General features: G+C 41.5%; 15 protein-coding genes. 10 read left to right on the top strand and 5 right to left on the bottom strand.

All coding sequences use genetic code 11. From position 1 onward, the window contains the following. The first annotated feature begins 39 nt into the window (after window positions 1-39). From ribH to CWB80_RS03585, 5 genes are read left to right on the top strand one after another with little or no spacing between them, the layout of a single operon-like run. Window positions 40-504 (top strand): 6,7-dimethyl-8-ribityllumazine synthase, encoded by a 465-nt coding sequence (gene ribH / locus CWB80_RS03605; protein ID WP_036966328.1) that lies wholly within the window; start codon window positions 40-42, stop codon window positions 502-504. Window positions 505-519: 15 nt separating this feature from the next. Then, window positions 520-930, top strand: a complete 411-nt coding sequence (gene nusB / locus CWB80_RS03600) for a transcription antitermination factor NusB (RefSeq protein ID WP_054552571.1) — start codon at window positions 520-522, stop codon at window positions 928-930. A gap of 44 nt (window positions 931-974) precedes the next feature. Beyond that, entirely contained in the window at window positions 975-1,949 is a 975-nt protein-coding gene (thiL, locus tag CWB80_RS03595; RefSeq protein ID WP_138600410.1) for a thiamine-phosphate kinase, read from the top strand. Beyond that, on the top strand, window positions 1,946-2,431 hold the full coding sequence (locus CWB80_RS03590; protein WP_054552569.1) for a phosphatidylglycerophosphatase A family protein: 486 nt from the start codon (window positions 1,946-1,948) through the stop codon (window positions 2,429-2,431). Before thiL ends, CWB80_RS03590 begins: the two co-directional genes overlap by 4 nt. Before the next feature lie 33 nt (window positions 2,432-2,464). After that, on the top strand, window positions 2,465-5,551 hold the full coding sequence (locus CWB80_RS03585; RefSeq protein WP_138600412.1) for a ligand-binding sensor domain-containing diguanylate cyclase: 3,087 nt from the start codon (window positions 2,465-2,467) through the stop codon (window positions 5,549-5,551). Window positions 5,552-5,655: 104 nt separating this feature from the next. Here CWB80_RS03585 and CWB80_RS03580 read toward each other — a convergent pair whose 3' ends face one another. The 4 genes from CWB80_RS03580 to xseB all read right to left on the bottom strand — a co-directional run bounded on the left by CWB80_RS03580 (window position 5,656) and on the right by xseB (window position 11,129). Next, a complete protein-coding gene (locus CWB80_RS03580; RefSeq protein WP_138600425.1) occupies window positions 5,656-7,758 on the bottom strand; it encodes a collagen-like protein in 2,103 nt (700 codons plus the stop codon). Between the two features lie 285 nt (window positions 7,759-8,043). Beyond that, window positions 8,044-9,906 carry a 1-deoxy-D-xylulose-5-phosphate synthase gene (dxs, locus tag CWB80_RS03575; RefSeq protein ID WP_138600414.1) on the bottom strand — a complete coding sequence of 621 codons (1,863 nt, stop codon included), beginning with the start codon at window positions 9,904-9,906 and terminating at the stop codon, window positions 8,044-8,046. An 88-nt stretch (window positions 9,907-9,994) separates the two neighbouring features. Then, entirely contained in the window at window positions 9,995-10,882 is an 888-nt protein-coding gene (gene ispA / locus CWB80_RS03570) for a (2E,6E)-farnesyl diphosphate synthase (RefSeq protein ID WP_054552566.1), read from the bottom strand. 4 nt (window positions 10,883-10,886) lie between these two features. Continuing rightward, window positions 10,887-11,129, bottom strand: a complete 243-nt coding sequence (gene xseB, locus CWB80_RS03565; RefSeq protein ID WP_054552565.1) for an exodeoxyribonuclease VII small subunit — start codon at window positions 11,127-11,129, stop codon at window positions 10,887-10,889. A 272-nt stretch (window positions 11,130-11,401) separates the two neighbouring features. On the opposite strand from xseB, the gene pomA reads away from it, so the two are divergent. The 4 genes from pomA to CWB80_RS03545 all read left to right on the top strand — a co-directional run bounded on the left by pomA (window position 11,402) and on the right by CWB80_RS03545 (window position 15,680). After that, window positions 11,402-12,169, top strand: coding sequence for a flagellar motor protein PomA (pomA, locus tag CWB80_RS03560; protein WP_054552564.1), 768 nt, complete (start codon window positions 11,402-11,404; stop codon window positions 12,167-12,169). 3 nt (window positions 12,170-12,172) lie between these two features. Beyond that, complete coding sequence (locus CWB80_RS03555; protein ID WP_054552563.1) at window positions 12,173-13,096, top strand: flagellar motor protein MotB; 924 nt, start codon at window positions 12,173-12,175, stop codon at window positions 13,094-13,096. A gap of 130 nt (window positions 13,097-13,226) precedes the next feature. Then, window positions 13,227-13,703: a hypothetical protein gene (locus tag CWB80_RS03550; protein ID WP_138600416.1), complete on the top strand. Its 477-nt coding sequence runs from the start codon at window positions 13,227-13,229 to the stop codon at window positions 13,701-13,703. A gap of 66 nt (window positions 13,704-13,769) precedes the next feature. Further along, the gene (locus CWB80_RS03545) at window positions 13,770-15,680 is read left to right on the top strand and encodes a DNA topoisomerase III (protein ID WP_138600418.1); all 1,911 of its coding nucleotides are present in this window, start codon (window positions 13,770-13,772) and stop codon (window positions 15,678-15,680) included. 1 nt (window position 15,681) lies between these two features. On the opposite strand, the gene CWB80_RS03540 is transcribed toward CWB80_RS03545, so the two are convergent. After that, complete coding sequence (locus CWB80_RS03540; protein ID WP_138600420.1) at window positions 15,682-16,995, bottom strand: M20 metallopeptidase family protein; 1,314 nt, start codon at window positions 16,993-16,995, stop codon at window positions 15,682-15,684. Between the two features lie 83 nt (window positions 16,996-17,078). Between CWB80_RS03540 and CWB80_RS03535 the strand changes: the two genes are divergently transcribed. Then, window positions 17,079-17,936, top strand: coding sequence for a tetratricopeptide repeat protein (locus CWB80_RS03535; protein WP_138600421.1), 858 nt, complete (start codon window positions 17,079-17,081; stop codon window positions 17,934-17,936). Window positions 17,937-18,480 lie beyond the last annotated feature (544 nt).

Genomic DNA, 18,480 nt, shown 5'->3' with positions numbered 1-18,480 from the left:
CAATCGCAACCGCTTAAACTTATTTTTTAGGGTTATTAAATGAAAATTATTGAAGGTAACAAATACGCACCGGGCAAAAAATTTGCCATTGTCATTTCTCGCTTTAATGACTTTATTGGTAGCAGCCTATTAGCAGGTGCTGTTGATGAGCTTAAGCGCACAGGTGGCGTATCTGATGACGACATTACTGTTGTTTACGTACCAGGTGCCGTTGAATTACCTTTAGCAGCGAAACGCGTTGCAGCAAAGAAAGAACACGATGCAATCATCGCTTTAGGCGTAGTGATCAGAGGTGGTACACCACACTTTGATTTAGTCGCTGGCGAATCAAACAAAGGTCTTGCGCAAGTATCTCTTGAGTATGATATCCCGGTTGCATTTGGCGTATTAACCACTGAAAGCATTGAGCAAGCAATTGAGCGCGCAGGTACCAAAATGGGTAATAAAGGCGGCGAAGCTGCTTTAGGCGCGCTTGAAATGGTTAATGTGTTAGACAAAATTTAAGTTTAAGGAATCTCTGTGAAACCAGCAGCAAGACGTAAAGCACGTATCTTAGCACTTCAAGCCGTATACTCTTGGCAGTTAAGCGGCAACCCAATTGCTGATATTGAACAGCAAATGTTAATTGAAAATGATGTGACTAAGATCGACGTCGAATATTTCAAAGACCTAGCACGCGGTGTTGTTGTTAACTGTAAGCAATTAGATGAAATCGTTGCACCACATTTAGCACGCCCAGCTGATGAGTTAGACATGGTCGAAAAAGCAATTTTACGTCTGTCTGGCTATGAGCTGAAATTCCGTGAAGACGTACCTTACAAAGTGGCAATCAATGAAGGCATTGAGCTTGCTAAGATGTTTGGTGCTGAAGACAGCCATAAATTTGTCAACGGTGTACTTGATAAAGCAGTGAAAGAACTGCGTAAGTAAGTAACCCCGTAAAGGAGAGCCGGCTTGGGCCGGCTTTTTTGTGTATGAAGGAATTTGAATTAATCAATCGTTACTTTAAGGGCCGTGGCATTATTCGCCGTGATGTGAACCTAGGTATTGGTGACGATTGTGCCTTAGTAACTGTGCCTGAAAACTGTCAATTGGCGGTAACAACAGATACTTTAGTTGCGGGCGTACACTTTTTTGATGACATCTCTGCGCGTGCTCTTGGGCATCGAGCTTTAGCTGTTAACTTAAGTGATCTTGCGGCAATGGGCGCTGAACCTACGTGGATTTCGGTAGGCCTAACTTTGCCTAAAGCAAATATAGAGTGGCTTGAAGAGTTCACTGAAGGCATGCATGAAATTGCAGAGTACTTCAATGTGCAAATCATTGGTGGTGATACCACTCAAGGCCCTTTAACTATTACGATTTGTGCTAAAGGCATCGTGCCTGAAGGCAAAGCACTGCGCCGTAGCGGTGCTAAAGTGGGCGATTGGATTTATGTAACAGGTCCATTAGGAGATGCTGGTGTAGCCATTGAAGCCCGTAAACAAGGCCTCGATATCGCCCCTGAACACTTAAGCTATTTAAATAATCGTTTTGATTATCCGACGCCACGTGTAGCAGCGGGGCAAGTTTTGCGAGGCGCAGCCTCTTCAGCAATTGATATCTCCGATGGCTTATTAGCTGATTTAGGCCATATTTTAGCGCTATCGCAAGTTAGTGCGGTGATCAATGTTGATAAAGTGCCTGTTTCTGATGCATTAAATTCGTCGATTCCACGTGCTGAGCAATTTGACTATATCTTAAATTACGGTGACGACTATGAGTTGCTGTTTACTGTGCCAGAAAGCAATAAAAGCATGGTTGATATGAAACTGCGCCAATATGGTGTAGAAGCAAGCTGTGTAGGTCAAATTAAAAGTGGCGAAGGTGAGATTGAGCTATTGCTTGACGGCGAAAAGTTTAACTACCAAGGTAAGGGCTTTCAGCACTTTACGAAGGAGCCGGTTTGAGCAGTAACCGTTTATTCAATTTAAAACGCCCACACCAATTTTTTGGTCTGGGTTTTGGCTTAGGCCTTGCCCCTAAAGCGCCAGGCACCTTTGGTACCTTTGCTGCCTTGCCATTTATTTTCACCACAATGTATTTTCCGCTTTGGTTACAAATTGTATTTGCTGTCGTGATCAGCGTGTTTGGTATTTGGGCATGTGGTAAAACAGCAGATGACTTAGGTGTGCATGATCATCCAGCCATTGTTTGGGATGAAGTTGCTGGTTATTATATCACCATGATTGGTGCTGCACTGAGTTGGCAGTCACTGTTGGTTGGTTTTTTATTGTTCCGCTTTTTTGATATCGCTAAACCAGGTCCTATCCGAATTTTAGATAGACGTTTACACGGGGGCTTGGGCATCATGGCTGATGATATTTTAGCAGGTGTTTTTTCATTAATTTGTGTTCAAGCCTTGTTTAAAGCAGGCTATTTGCCTTTTTAAACGATGAGTTAAGTGTTACTTGGTGGCAAGTATATGATGCGATTTCTAGTTGTCTGTTTGTTGATGCTTTGCAGCATGCCTGCGTTTGCATCTATTACTGACTATGTCGTCAAACAGTGGAACATCCAAAATGGCTTGCCATCGCAATCATTAAAAAGTATTGCTCAAGATGAGCAAGGCTATATGTGGCTGGGTACTCAGTTTGGCTTAAGCCGCTTTGATGGTAATACGTTCACTAACTTCAATACGCAAAACAGCGACTTCCTGCCAAGTAATGGTATCAATAAATTACTAGTCGATAGCACAGGGTTACTTTGGGTTGGTACCAAGAATGGTTTAGTAACACTTGATCCTAAAACCATGATGTCGCAAACCTTTAACGTTAAAGGTCCGGTGCGCGATATTCTCGAAGATTCCAAAGGCAGTATTTGGATTGCAGCGAATGGCCTTTATTATGTTGCTCGAAATCAAGTCACACTCAATCAAAACTCCGCGTTAATTGTACCGGTCTCGAATGCCACTGCTATTACGCAAATTGTGGGTTCAGTGAGTCAAATGGCATTGTCGCCAGAAGGCATTTGGCTGGTTAATGAGCGTCACTTATTGCGTTTAACTAATACCTCTTCTGATTTTGCGAAATTACGATTAGAGCTGACTGCCAAGGTTTCACTACCTGAACGATTAGCGCAAACCATTATTCATGACATGGCGTGGCTTGAAGGTAACTTGTATCTTGCCTCAGAGCTGGGTGCCTACTTTCTTGATTTAGATGACGAGCTGCGTCCATTCCCACTGCCAAATGCCAGTAACTCTGCCGTTTATAAGTTTATGAGCGACTCCGATGGCGCGCTATGGATCTCTACTTATGGACGCTTATTATTCCGTAATAATTCAGGAGATTGGCAATGGGTTGAACCTAGCCAGCTCGATCAAAGCATTTGGTTTGCCGATATTTTCCGTGACAATCAAAATAACATTTGGCTGGCAAGCTTCAGTGAAGGCTTATGGCTTGCTCACGAAGGGCGTATTGAACGTCACTCAGCTATCTCAAATATGACCGAAGCGGTGATGGCGATTAGCCAGGCACCTGATGGCAAATTATGGGTGGCTAACCGTAGCGGTGTTGGCTACTTCGACTACAACAAGAATTTTGTAAATCAAATTCCGAGTAATCAGTTTGGTCGAGCAGCAGTGCACGACTTACAATTTGATGGTGATCGTTTGTACATCGCAACAGGCCGCGGTGTGTTTTATTACGAAAACCAAAACCTGTATACGGTGCCTGGGCGAGCGCTGCGCGATAACCCAGTATTTGCAATAAGCCGTTCTAGCAAAGGTGGATTTTGGCTCGGTACTGGCCGCGGTATGTACCGCTTAAGTTATGGTGGTTTAACACCTTTTGCATACAATGCCTTCTTAAGCAGCAAATTTATTACTTATGTTCATGATGAGCAGAATTTTGGCTTAATAGGTACCAGTAAAGGAGCTTATTACTTTACCGACCGCGGGATTGAAAAAATTGGCGACCAAACTAGTTTAGAAAGTGCTTACGTCACCAGTATTTTGAATATCGAAGGAGTGGGAATATTAATTGGTTCACTTAACGATGGCTTATTTTATCGCAGTACCAAAGGCCAGTGGCGTCAGTTAGATGCCACCGATGGTCTACCGTATGGCTCTATTTTCAGTCTAGTTTACGACAAGCAATTAAAACGTATTTGGGTCAGTACTATGAAAGGCGTATACCGTATGCCTGTAGAGCAGTTTGGTACTGATATCGAAAGTTTAAAAGTAGAACAAGTGATCTCATCGTTTGACCGTCAACTTGACGGTAAAGCCAGTCAATGTTGTGCAGGCCTTGGCCATGATGCTGTAGCAGACACAGGCAACTCTATTTGGTACCCAAGTCTGCAAGGTGTGGTAGAAATACCAAAGAGCGTTGAGCTGTTTGGTGTACAAGCACTTAAGCCTCGCATTGAAAGCTTGATCACGCCGCTTCGTCATTTAAGTACCGCAACTTTAGGTAATAAGCCTGAGCTACAAATTGATGAACGCGATGTAACGTTAAAATATACCGCGATTGATTATTATGCCCCTTCAAGTATCGAGTTCCGTTATCGTTTAAGTGGCTTAGACAGTGACTGGCGTTATGCCAATACTCGTCGTGAGGCAATCTATACCAACTTACCGCCGGGATCGTTTTTGTTCCAACTTGAAGCAAAGCGTCGTGGTGAAGATTGGCAAAAAGCACGTCGTACCGAGTACAGCTTTGTAGTGCCGCGTCGTTTTGATGAGACTATTTATTTTAGACTCTTGATCACCAGCAGCTTTATTTTACTGTTCTACCTCGTGTTTTGGGTATTTAGAGCGCAAGAGAAACGTAAGCAATTAGCCCTTGAAAGCTTAGTAACAGAACGTACCGTAGAGCTTCGAGAGGCTAACGATAAGCTTAACCAAGTTAACTCACAGCTTAAGCTAGTTAGTCACTCAGATGAGCTTACAGGCTTACGTAGCCGTCGCTTCTTGTTTGATCAGCTCCCTAAAGATATCGAACACTTCCAGCGTAACTCACAGTCATTGCAAGCGCAGGGTAAGTCGCTAGTGCTATTAATAATAAACTTTGATAACTTCAGCCGCATTAATGATGCGTATGGCCCACTTGCAGGCGATAGCTGTTTACAGCAAATGGCGACTTTGTTGAATAGCCGTACTCAAGGTTCTGACTATGTTGCGCGTTGGAGTGGTGACGAGTTTTTACTCTTACTACGTGATTTCAAACGCACAGCAATAGACAATTATGTGGCCGATTTATGTGAAGCAATTGCAGCAAACCCATTTAGATTACCGAATGGGCAGTCGACCACTATCACTGCGTCGATTGGTTGGTCTTTTTATCCGTTACCTTTACTGGGTGGCCAAGTTATTGGTTGGGAAACCTCAGTTAACCTTGCCGATATCGCACTGCATCAAGTTAAAAAGCGCGGTGGCGATGGTGTAGCAAACATTACCTTTGATGAGCAATTAGATGCCTTTGAGTTCGAGCAAAGCAACAATGTTGATCAGCAGCTCAGCGCACTGCAAGCCAATGGCTTAGCCGATATTAAAATTTGGATGCGTTAATACTCTCTAAACTAAGTGAGCAGATATAAAAAATGCCTTACCTAGGGCTAGATAAGGCATTGGAGGCCAATAGAGGCGTTCGTTACCTAAACACCTTTTGATGGTTAGTGATTAAGCCAAGCTGGTAAAACAGCCACAGACTCTGGGGCGGTAAAGGAGTAGCTCACCGTTGCTGCAATGTCACCGCTAGGACTATTTAAAATATTATCAAAGCGCATAACTAGGCCATTTGATTTTTCGGCAACATATAAATCATTACCCGTATACATAATATCGACAGGGTTACCTAATTGGCTTGCAGGACCTGCGATATTTACACTTACATTGGTTAAACCACTGGCCATAGCGGCACTATTAATCACATAAATTTTCCCGTCGGTGGCATCGGCTGCAGAGCCAACATCAGAAACTATTAGTGAGTCACTTAATGGGTCGTAATCAATACCATGAATATTGGTTGGTGCAGCAAATGCAGTGCCGCCCGATGCAGGGGTAATTAAACGATCTTCACCTGTAATGGTTGTCATACCTGACATCCACTTGCTTTTCACTTCATCAAAAACAGCAATTGTGCCATTGGTAAGTGCAACAAATGCCCTGTCAGTTGATGGATCATAGTCTACATCCCAAGGGCGTGCACTAGCACTGGGGTTTAGGGTCATTAATGGGCTTACATCACCTGTTGCGCAGCTAGAGAAAATGAGAACACCAGGCGTTGTTGCATTAAATTCAGCAACAAAAATCATGCCTGTATCTGAAGCTATATCAATACCTTTTGGTGAGATAATACCAGTACTTGCTCCCATGATTGTTCTATCTTGGTTGGTTGCGTAACTTTCGCCGTTACGCTGTGTTGCAACCTTGTTTGAAATAACGATACCACCCATCGATGTAACTGCATCATCAAATGTTGCGTAGCTAGTGCCAGACTTATCAAAAGCCACACTTTCAATTGTTTGATTTGCATTATACGTTGCCAGTTCGGCTGTTAAAGGTGCGTTTAAACGACTAATTTGACCTGTTGTTGGACCTACTGTTCCTGGGTTACTACTTACAGCTACACCGAGCAGGGGCATGTTAACCATAATACTATCAGAGCTATCTTGCATATTATTATGCATAACGGTTTCTGTTATTGATTCAGGTTTTGTTGTTGGCGTGATGAGATCTGGTGATACATCACCACTTTCGCCTGCAAATATATTACTAAATACTAAAACTGCATCATTTGATTTTTCAGCCACACGCAAGTCGCTGCCAGTAAGACTTATATCCACAGGGTTACCGAGCATAGACATTGGACCTGCTATATGACGGTCAACCGCTACCATACCATCTGCTTGAGCAGCATTTGAAATGACAAAGAGTGCACCATCTGTTGCATCAGATGCACTACCTACATCAGACAGCACAAGCTTGTTACTAGTCATATCTAAAGCAATACCATGAATATTGACTGAAATTTTTGTACCAGTTTCATCACTTGGTGTAATGGTTCGAGTTGGTGTTGCAGTAAAACCACCCATTACATAATTGTCGTAAACAGCAACATCACCATTAGTTAGTGCGACGTAAAGACGATCATTATTTTCATCGTACGTAAGATCCCATGGTGTTGCATCAGTTACCGTTGTTGCTAATGGTGCTACATCGCCTGCAGCTTCTTTACCAAATACAGTTACTTGCATAGCATTAAAATCAGCAATAAAAACAAGACCATATTTATTAGAGATATGTATGCCCTTCGGATTTACAAGTGTGGTGTTTGTGCCAGTTAATGTACGATCAATATTATTGGTGTACATGCCATCTGCACGGTTTAACACTTGGCATACGGTACTCAGTGCTCCATTTCCAGAATCAGCAGCTTGCACTAAATTACCTAAGCTATCGAAAACAACACCTTCATTAGCACCAGTATTAAATGTTGTGAGTTTAGCGGCATTTTGATCAATGAGGTTGATAGTGCCCGCATTATCAGAGCCATTGTTCGCTAATATAAATGTTGCTGATGCAAAGCCAGGAGCGCCATCGTTGCCATTCATACCATCAGCGCCATTTTGACCGTCAGCGCCATTTTGGCCATCGACACCATTAGTACCGTCTTGCCCTGCTGCACCTTGAGCTCCCATAGCACCATCTTTACCATCATCTCCATCACACCCTGTAATACCCAGCATCACAGCAAGAGCAATGGCAGAAAACATGACCTTAGATAGTTTTGAATTAGCGAGTTGTTGATCTTTAATAGCTTTACTTTTAATCGTATTCATTTGTCTATACCTTTTAAATATTCCATCAAATGTGAACAAACAACCTGTATTGTTTAACGACAAAATACGTGCTCACGAGTTAACCTCAATGAATAAACGGCTAGCTAAAGATATTGGATGCAAGAAAATAGAAAATAGGTAAGTTATTTTTTATGTGTATGGTTTTAAATAATAAAAAAGGAGCCATGAGGCTCCTTTTTAATGAATTGCGTATAGTTTTTAAGCCATGAACTCTTTAATGCGAGTTAAGATGCCATTGGCATCTAGGCTCATCTCAGCGTGCATTTCATCTTGTGTGCCATGCTTAATGAACTCATCTGGAATACCTAAATTTAAGATAGTCACATCGGCTTTGATTGCAGCCAAATATTCATTCACAGCAGAACCAGCACCGCCTGCAATGGCATTGTCTTCTAAAGTAACAATGACATCATGGCTGCTAAGTAACTCATTAATAGCTTCAGTATCAAGAGGTTTGATAAAGCGCATATCAATCACTGTTGCATTTAGCTCATCTGCGGCTACTTTGGCGCTCTCTAACAGCGTACCAAACGACAAGATGGCCACTTTACTACCTTGTTTGATACTACGCGCTTTACCGATTTCAATCGCACTCATTGTTGATTCAACATCACAATTGCCGGCACTACCACGTGGGTAACGAACAGCGACAGGTTGATTGCATTGGTAGCCAGTGTAAAGCATTTGGCGGCACTCGTTAGTGTCGCTTGGCGCCATAATAATCATATTAGGAATACAGCGCATAAAACTTAAGTCATAGGCGCCTTGGTGAGTTTCACCATCAGCACCAACAATACCTGCACGGTCAATAGCGAATAAAACAGGTAAGTTTTGTAATGCTACATCGTGGATAAGTTGATCGTAAGCGCGTTGTAAAAAGCTTGAATAAATAGCAACAACAGGCTTCAACCCTTCACAAGCAAGGCCTGCTGCAAGCGTTACAGCATGTTGTTCAGCAATCGCCACATCAAAGTATTGCGCAGGATACTCTTTTGAAAAACGCACCATGCCTGAACCTTCACGCATCGCAGGGGTAATTGCCATTAGCTTGTCGTCTTGGGCTGCCATATCGCATAACCAGTCACCAAACACATTTGAGAATGTGGCAGCACCCGGTTTTGATTTTGGTAATTTCGACATGCTCGGATCAAATTTTGGTACGCCGTGGTAGCCAATTGGATCCGCTTCAGCAGGCTTATAACCTTTACCTTTTTGCGTTTTAATATGTAGTAACTGTGGGCCTTTAAGGTTACGCATATTACGTAAGGTATCAACCAACATATTTACATCATGACCATCAATTGGGCCGATGTAATTTAGGCCTAACTCTTCAAAGAACGTACCCGGAATGACCATTCCTTTTAGGTGCTCTTCCATGCGGCTAGCAAGTTCTTTCACAGGCGGTAAACCAGAAAGGAGCTTTTTACTGCCTTCACGAATATTGGTGTAGAAGCTGCCAGATAAAATTCGGGCAAAGTGGTTATTGAGTGCACCTACGTTTTCTGAAATCGACATTTCATTATCGTTTAAGATAATTAACACGTTAGGATTAACATCACCCATGTGATTCATTGCTTCAAATGCCATACCAGCAGTGATCGCACCATCGCCAATAACAGCAACGGTTTTACGATCTTTACCTTCTTTTTCTGCAGCAATGGCCATACCTAAGGCTGCTGAAATTGAGGTGCTCGAATGACCAACACTGAAAGTATCGTATGGGCTTTCTTCACGGAATGGGAATGGGTGCAAACCGTCTTTTTGACGAATAGTATGCATTTGGTCACGACGACCCGTTAAGATTTTATGCGGGTATGCTTGATGACCCACATCCCAAACTAAACGATCTTCAGGAGTGTTATAAACATAATGCAGTGCAACTGTTAACTCAACAGTGCCTAAACCTGATGCTAGATGACCACTACTTTGCGAAACTGAGTTAAGTAGGTATTCGCGTAACTCTTTACTAAACGCAGGTAACTTGTCTTGCGCTAAATCACGCAGTTGTGCTGGTTCGTCAACCAAACTTAATAATGGATACTTGCTACTATCAAGTGTCATGATTTTTTATACATCCTTCGCTAACCAGAGTGCATTATAGCCGATTGCCGCTCCGATTTTTTAGTTATTTTGTCTTTCTTTTTAGGTATTAATAATTGCGTTCAACAATATAGCTTGCAAGACTCGCCAATTCGCTGGTGTCGTAATCAATAGCCTCAAGAGCTTGATGGGCTTGAGCCAGCAAATCTTGTGCTTTTTGCTTTGCGCCTGCCATCCCTAATAAAGCAGGGTAGGTTGCTTTGTTTGCAGCAACATCGGAACCCTGTGGCTTACCTAATGTTTCAGTATCAGCTTCTACATCAAGGATATCGTCTTGTACCTGAAAAGCCAGTCCAATTGCTTGGCCAAACATGTTTAATTGCGCGAGTGTATGTTCATCACAGCTTTTTGCACTCAATGCACCGAGTGTAATTGCACAATTAAGCAAGGCACCCGTTTTTAGCTGATGAATGCGCTCTAGCTGAGCAACTGTAATTTCTTTATCGGTCGCTTCAATATCCAGTGCTTGCCCACCTACCATACCTTCAATACCTGAGGCTTTGCTTAATGAGGCAATCATTTTTACTTGCTGGCTCGCAGAAACAGCAAATTGATGATTGGCAATTAAATCAAATGCCAGTGTTTGTAAGGCATCACCTGCGAGTATGGCTTGTGCTTCGCCATAGACAATATGACAGGTAGGGCGGCCACGTCTTAAGTCATCATCATCCATTGCTGGTAAGTCATCATGAACTAAAGAATAGCTATGAATACACTCAATAGCGGCGGCAAGAATATCAAGATCGGCCTTGTCCGCGCCCATCATCCGGCCCGTTGCATATACAAGGTAAGGACGTAAGCGTTTACCACCATTTAGAACACCGTAGTGGGTGGCTTCTTTGATGTTTTTTTCGGTATTAAGTGGCTGTTCAAAATAGCGATTTAAATGTGCTTCAACGTCTTCACGAGCGCGTTGTAATTGTTCTTTTAATTGCACTTAATTAGTCCAAGTTTGAATCAAAATTGCTAAGAGGCGCTTGGCTATCGTTACCCATTAAAATGGCAACTTTTTGTTCGGCTTGTTGTAACTTACCAGACGAAGCGTTTGCTAGCGCAATGCCGCGTTCAAATTGTTTTAGTGATTGTTCCAGTGACAATTCACCTTGCTCCATTTGTGCAACAATTTGAGATAATTCATCCAGTGCTTCTTCAAAGCTTAAGTTTTCTGGTTTCTTTGTTGCCATTGTGGCCTCGATAGCTGTTAGAAAGTGAGGCCAATTTTAGGGGGAATGCTAAACTAGGTCAAAGAATGATGTGTTTTTTTACGCATAATTCATTTTTAGTATGCTATTTTTACGATTTTAAATACAGCTTAAACTTGTAGCTTAAAAATCTTACATTAAAATAAAATTAATTCATTTAATGATTTAAGTATTTCAACTGCTTGCCGATAAGCAGTTAATAATAAAAATTTGATACTTGAGTGTATCGTGTAATTGTTCCTCTGGAGGGGTATGTGGATTTAGCAACCATAATAGGTATTCTTGGTGCCATAGGCTTAATTGCTATGTCGATGGTGTTAAGTAGTGATGGCCAAGTTGCAATGTTTTACAACACGCCTTCGGTGGTCATTGTATTTGGTGGTTCGATTTTTATTGTATTATCAAATTTCACCATGGGGCAATTTTTGGGCATAGGTAAAGTGGCAGCAAAAGCTTTTATGTTCAAAATCGAATCTCCGGAAGAATTAATTGAAAAAGCAGTAGAATTAGCTGATTCTGCACGTAAAGGTGGCTTCTTAGCATTAGAAGAAGCTGAAATCCCCAACGGTTTTATGCGTAAAGGGGTCGATATGTTAGTGGATGGTCATGATGCTGATGTCGTTCGCGCCACGCTGCAAAAAGATATTTCTCTTACTGCTAACCGTCATGAACTCGGTGCTGGTTTATTCAAATCACTTGCCGATATTGCGCCTGCAATGGGTATGATCGGTACGCTAATCGGTCTGGTTGCTATGTTATCAAACATGGATGACCCAAAGGCAATCGGCCCAGCAATGGCAGTTGCCCTTTTAACAACTCTCTATGGTGCTTTCTTAGCAAACGTTGTCGCTATTCCAATTCAGGTAAAACTAGAACTGCGTAAAGACGAAGAAGCCCTTAATCAACGCTTAATTCTTGACGCGGTGCTAGGTATTCAAGACGGTCAGAACCCGAAAGTAATTGAAGGTATTTTGAAAAACTACTTAGCCGAATCAAAACGTAAAGTTGATACCGAGGAGTAGAGCATGTCAGATGAAGAGTGCAAATGTCCACCACCGGGTTTACCCGCCTGGATGGGAACCTTCGCAGATTTAATGTCATTATTAATGTGCTTCTTTGTACTCTTGCTTGCTTTCTCTGAAATGGACGTGCTGAAGTTTAAGCAAATTGCTGGCTCTATGAAGTTTGCTTTTGGTGTACAAAATAAAATTGAAGTAAAAGATATTCCAAAAGGAACCTCTGTTATTGCCATGGAGTTTACTCCAGGCAAACCTGAGCCAACACCTATTGAAACGATTCAGCAACAAACCGTTGAGATGACACAACAAATGCTTGAGTTTCAGGCTGGCGACGAAAGCTCCGCCGGTGGTCGACAAGAACAGCGCGGTAATAAACGTGGTGGTGAATCGCAAAGTACGGCTCAGCAACAAGCTTTAGAACAGTCAATTTCTGCGGCTGATCAAGAACAAACAAATGAACTTGTGAAGAAAATTGCCCAGCAACTAGAACAGCAAATTATGGATGGGGCAATTGAGCTTGAGTCATTAGGCCAGCAAATTATTATTCGCATTCGTGAGAATGGTTCATTCCCATCGGGTAGTGCTTTTTTACAGCCAAAGTTTAAACCTATCATTCGTGATATTGCTACGCTGTTAAAAGATGTGCCGGGTGAAATAACCGTGTCTGGGCACACTGATGACTTCCAAGTATCGAATGAGCTTTATACCAATAACTGGGATTTATCATCAAAGCGTGCGGTGGCAGTTGCCAGTGAAATGGAAAAAGCACCAGGGTTTGATAAGTCCCGTATGATGGTGGTCGGCCACGCAGAAACCAGGCCTCTAGTACCGAATGTAACCGACGAAGATCGCAAGCGAAATCGCCGTGTTGAAATCTCTATTATGCAAGGTAAAGCACACGAATCTGAACCTATTGATGTAAGGCAGTAAATCAATTAAAGTTAAGCCTCATTAACAAATGTAATAGAGAATAAAAATGAAAAAAGTTGATAAATATAGCTACATGCCTGGTAATGGTAGTGGCGACGATGATGGTAAAACAGATTAAGGTTAGTTAATTTTGCCTGATTGGTTTGTATATACCATCTCAATTTTGAATAATAGCTGGGTGTTCATTCTGAGCCCTGCTATTTTCGTTTTCTACCTCCGCAAAGATTGGCAGGCATTCCACTTTACCGTAATAACAGCATGTTTCTTTTTATACGGTACCTTAATTCATAGCGGCTTACGTGAATTTGATGACATTTATATTTGGCGCTATGTCGTTTGGGCTTTTAATGATATTGCTTGGATGGCAATCATTGCTTACTTAGGTATTAAAGATAAAGTCTACTTATGGCAAAGTGTTTTAGGGCAGTTGGTTGTGATAATGGCGCCTATTTTGCAACTGTTCCGTTTAGTTGACCGCCACCTTTGGGATTTGTCTTACAGCACTTACATGTATAAGACCCTGCTACCGCTAATCAATATTGGTACTGTGGTCGTATGTTACCTACCACTTATCTATCTTTTTACTCGACGAAGCCAGCAAGCTTAAGGCGTTTCTTCGTTAAAAATCCTGTGCTAGACTACTGTTTATAAAAACAGTATTTAGTGTTGCGTTATGAAACTTTACATTGCCGAAAAACCATCCTTGGCACGAGCCATTGCAGATGCTCTACCAAAACCACAAAAAAAACATGATGGTTATATAGAGCTTGGTAATGGAGATTGTGTCTCTTGGTGTATTGGTCATTTACTTGAGCAAGCAGAGCCCGATGATTACGATGCAAGTTTTAAAAAATGGCGATTTGAGCATTTACCTATCGTGCCAGAACAATGGCAATTAAAACCTAAAGCAAAAACACGCAAACAACTTACTGTACTAAAAAAGCTCATTAAGCAGGCAAGTACAATAATTCATGCTGGCGACCCTGATAGGGAAGGCCAGTTATTGGTTGATGAAGTGATCGAACAGGTTAAACTTAGCCAAGCCAAAAAACAGCAAATTCAACGACTCTTGATCAGCGACTTAAACTTAAGTGCAGTTAAAAAAGCACTAAATAATTTGAAATCGAACCGCGATTTTATTCCTTTGAGTGTGTCTGCCTTAGCTCGATCACGTGCCGATTGGTTATTTGGCATGAATTTAACTCGAGCCTATACGCTTGCTGGGCAAAAAGCTGGATTTGGCAATGTGCTATCTGTTGGGCGTGTTCAAACGCCTATTTTAGGTTTAGTCGTTAATCGTGATAATGAAATCACTCACTTTGTAGCGAAACCTTTTTATGAAGTATTAGCTCACCTTGAAACTCAGCAGCAGCAAACATTTGCTGCAAAGTGGCAACCAAGTAAAGCATGTGAACCTTATCAAGATGAAGAAGGGCGAGTATTGCATAGGGGGCTTGCTGAAAATGTTGTGTCACGTATAACTAATCAACCAGCTAAAGTGGTTGAGCTTGAGCAAAAGCAAAAAAAACAACAGGCACCGCTACCTTATAATTTATCCGCTTTACAGATTGATGCGGCAAAGGCGTTTTCAATGCCTGCACAAAAAGTGCTAGATACCTGCCAAAACTTGTATGAGCGTCATAAGTTAATTACGTACCCTCGTTCAGATAATCGCTATTTACCAAAAGATCATCATAAAGATGCCGCGAGTATTATTGCCGCCATCGCTAATAATGAAGGTCAAGCAATTGAAGCTTGTAAGCAAGCTGATAGCAGTAAGCGGAGTAAATGTTTTAATGACAGCAAAGTGGCAGCTCACCACGCTATTGTTCCAACCGAAAAACAACTTCGCTCAGCGTCCTTAAATAGTGATGAACAAAAAATCTATCGCTTGATCTGTCGTCATTATTTAATCCAATTTTATCCAGACTATCTATTTAACGAAACCAAAATAACGGTTGAAATTGCGGGTGGGCTTTTTAAAGCAGCAGCTAAGCAAGATGTTAGCTTAGGCTTTAAAATATTAATGGGCAAAACAGAGTTAAAAGATGAGCAAACCTTACCACCACTTGAAAAAGGTCAACAGCTGCATTGCAATCAAGGTGAAGTAGTAGACAAAATGACGACACCGCCAGCGCATTTTACTGATGCGAGCTTATTAAGTGCCATGACAGGCATCAGTCGGTATGTGAAAGACCCAGAAATTAAAAAGATCCTTAAGGAAACAGATGGTCTTGGTACTGAAGCTACGCGAGCCGGTATTCTTGAGCTTTTATTTAAACGCCGTTTTTTAGAGCGGCAGGGTAAAAACATTCTGGCTACCGCAACAGGTAAAGCACTCATAAGTACATTACCAGAACAGCTTGCTAGCCCTGACTTAACCGCTAAGTGGGAAGCATCGTTAGGTAATATCGCTGAACAGCATATGAGTTATCAGCAATTTTTAACACCATTGTTGGAAGAGTTACATGCTTTAGTTGAGCAAGCCAAGCAATGCGATAGCCAAGTCTTTGCCCAGTTACCAAAAACGCCGCAAAAGCGACGTTTTAAAAGAAAAGCTAAGCCCAGAGCTAAGTCAGCCTAAACTACTTTTTGTTGAATAGGGCAACCGCGGCGTTACTCATTGCTGTAATTCCAGTAGGAAGTGCTTTTTTGTAATCAGGTGCAAACTTACTTGAGTGTAAAGAAGGTAATGTTGCGCCAGATTGCATTGCTGAGTCATATTGACTCGGTTCAACACCGCCTAACCAAAACAAAGTAATCGGCACATTTTGTTCTGTACGGCCATAAAGGCCAAAGTCTTCACCGGCCATTACAGCTTCAGTTTCAAGTACATTGTCTTCACCAATAGCGTTAGCAATTGCTGATCGCACTACATTGGTTTGTGCAGGATTGTTATAAGTTGAAGGAATTGACTCATCTTCATGCACATAGACTTCTGGTGCTAAGCTTTCGTCAAGCCCAGCACTTAATGCGATGCCTTTAGTAATTCGTTTAATTGCCGCGATTTGTTGTAAACGAACTTCAGGGTTATAGCTACGCAATGTAAGTTGTAGTTTTACTTCATCTGAAATGACATTGTGTTTAGAGCCTCCATGAATTGAGCCAACGGTGATCACTGACGGCTCGAGTGGTGACAATTCGCGACTAGTAATAGTTTGCAGTGCCAATACAATACGTGAAGCAATCACAACTGGGTCTATCGTTGTGTGTGGATAGGCACCGTGACCGCCTTTGCCCTTTACTGTAATATCAACAGAGTCAACACTTGCCATTGTATATTCAGTTTTCATGCTAACTTTACCAGCAGGAACACTTGCACTTACATGCAAACCAATAACATGATCTGGAGTAGGGTACTTAGTGAAAAGCCCTTCTTTAAGCATTGCTTTTGCACCACCGCCAACTTCCTCTGCAGGTTGTGCGACCATCATTAACGTACCTTGCCACTGATCTTTATGTGTCATTAACTGTTGTGCTGTGCCAATAAATGAGCTCATGTGAATATCATGACCACAACCATGCATTACGCCAACGGTTGCACCAGCATCATTTGTTACAGTCACTTTAGAAGCGTAAGGTTTTCCAGTTTGCTCAACAATTGGTAGTCCATCAGTATCAGTGCGGATCATTACTGTAGGGCCATCACCGTTTTCATAAATACCAACAACGCCATAACCACCTACATTATCTGTAACAGTAAAGCCCAGTTGTTTTAATTGCTTTGCAAGCTTTTGGCCCGTTTCTTTTTCATGGTAAGACAGCTCAGGAGATTGATGTAAGTCTAAATAGAGCTTTTCAATTTCAGGCATAGTCTTTTGAAGGTTTAAATCGAGCGTTGTTGCTTGTGCGAATGGACTAAGAAGTAATAAAGCTGCAGAAATAGCAGATAATTTCATAATGACCTCGACCCGTGGGGCTTGTAATTGTTATGTTTGTCACTATATAAAAACCTAAATACTTATATAGTGCAATCAATCAAATGAATAATATGATAAACCTTACCCCACAAAATTTGCAGCAAGCATTGGGTGAAACGTCAGCTGAAAAGCTAGTGCTACTTACTTTTTACTCTGCGCAAAACCCAGAGTGCCATCAGCAAGCTGTAATTTTAGAGAAAATAGCAAATGAGTATGGTGAGCATTTATTAGTAGCGACATTAGATTGCGATGTTGAGCAAGCTCTTGCAGGGCAACTTGCGCAGCAAATTGGTTTACAAGCATTACCAACGCTTGTGATGTTAAAAGATTCAGCACCTGTCGATATGTTACCGGGTGCTCAAACAGAACTGCAAATTCGCGATGCGCTAGCTAAACATTTACCAGCTCAACACGAGTTATTATTAGAGCAAGCTAAGCAAGCGTTAATTAATCAAGATCTAAATAATGCCTTTAACTATGCAAAGCAGGCTTATGAACTTGATCCAAAACACACACGTGTAAAGTTAGTTTTAGCTGATATCTGTATTCAAATTCATAAATTAGAAGATGCACAAGCATTATTAGATTCGGTTGCAGAAAACGAACGTGATGCGTATTTCACAAATATTCAAGCAAAATGTGAACAAGCATTAGCTGCCACTGATTCGCCAGAGATAAAAGCACTGCAGGATAAAGTTGAAAAATACCCAAATGATTTAGAGATAAAAGTAGAACTAAGTAATGCTCTTAATAGCGCGGGTCGCAAAGAAGAAGCACTAGAGATGTTATTTAATGTACTTAAAAAAGATCTTAACTACGCAGATGCAAAACCAACCTATCTAGAAATTATCGCTTCTTTACCTGATGGCGATGCCTTGGCATCTAAGTATCGTCGTAAGTTATATAGTATCTTGTACTAATTAAGAGTTGATTGATAAAAGCGCCACTAAGATTGTGGCTCTTTTTTTTATTTAAAAACTTGCGTATTACCTAATTTCGATAATACTTAAGATCCTCTCGAGAAAAGTTGGCTGTATTTTGTACAGTAAACTGTGTTTTTTACTGCCTTTAGCTTGTTTTTTGCGCGAAAAGTAAGTTTTTAGTAGTTTTCTACAAAAAGTGCTTGCGTTAATTCTTCGCATCCCTATAATGCGCATCCACTGACACGGCGGGCAGCAATGAAAAGCGCTGAACAAAGTGACAGAGAGTTAAGTAAAACTTCGGTTTAAAACGGTCTAAAAAGAAAGTTTAAAATTAAGTGTTGACTCGAAAATTTAAGGATGTATTATACGCATCCCTAGCGACAACGTCGCAACGTTCTTTAACAATATAAAGCAATCATCTGTGTGGGCACTCGTACAGATTGAGTTCTAACAGCAGATTCTAGTTCGCTAGATGACGCAAACAAATTTAGAGTCTCAAATGTAACTGAGTGACTATATAGTCAATTCGATATCGAATCGT

The sequence above is a fragment of the Pseudoalteromonas sp. S1650 genome (genome assembly GCF_005887195.1).
Taxonomy (GTDB): domain Bacteria; phylum Pseudomonadota; class Gammaproteobacteria; order Enterobacterales; family Alteromonadaceae; genus Pseudoalteromonas; species Pseudoalteromonas simplex.
Note: the sequence above shows the minus strand (reverse complement) of the source record. Positions and strands in the feature narration are given on the sequence as shown.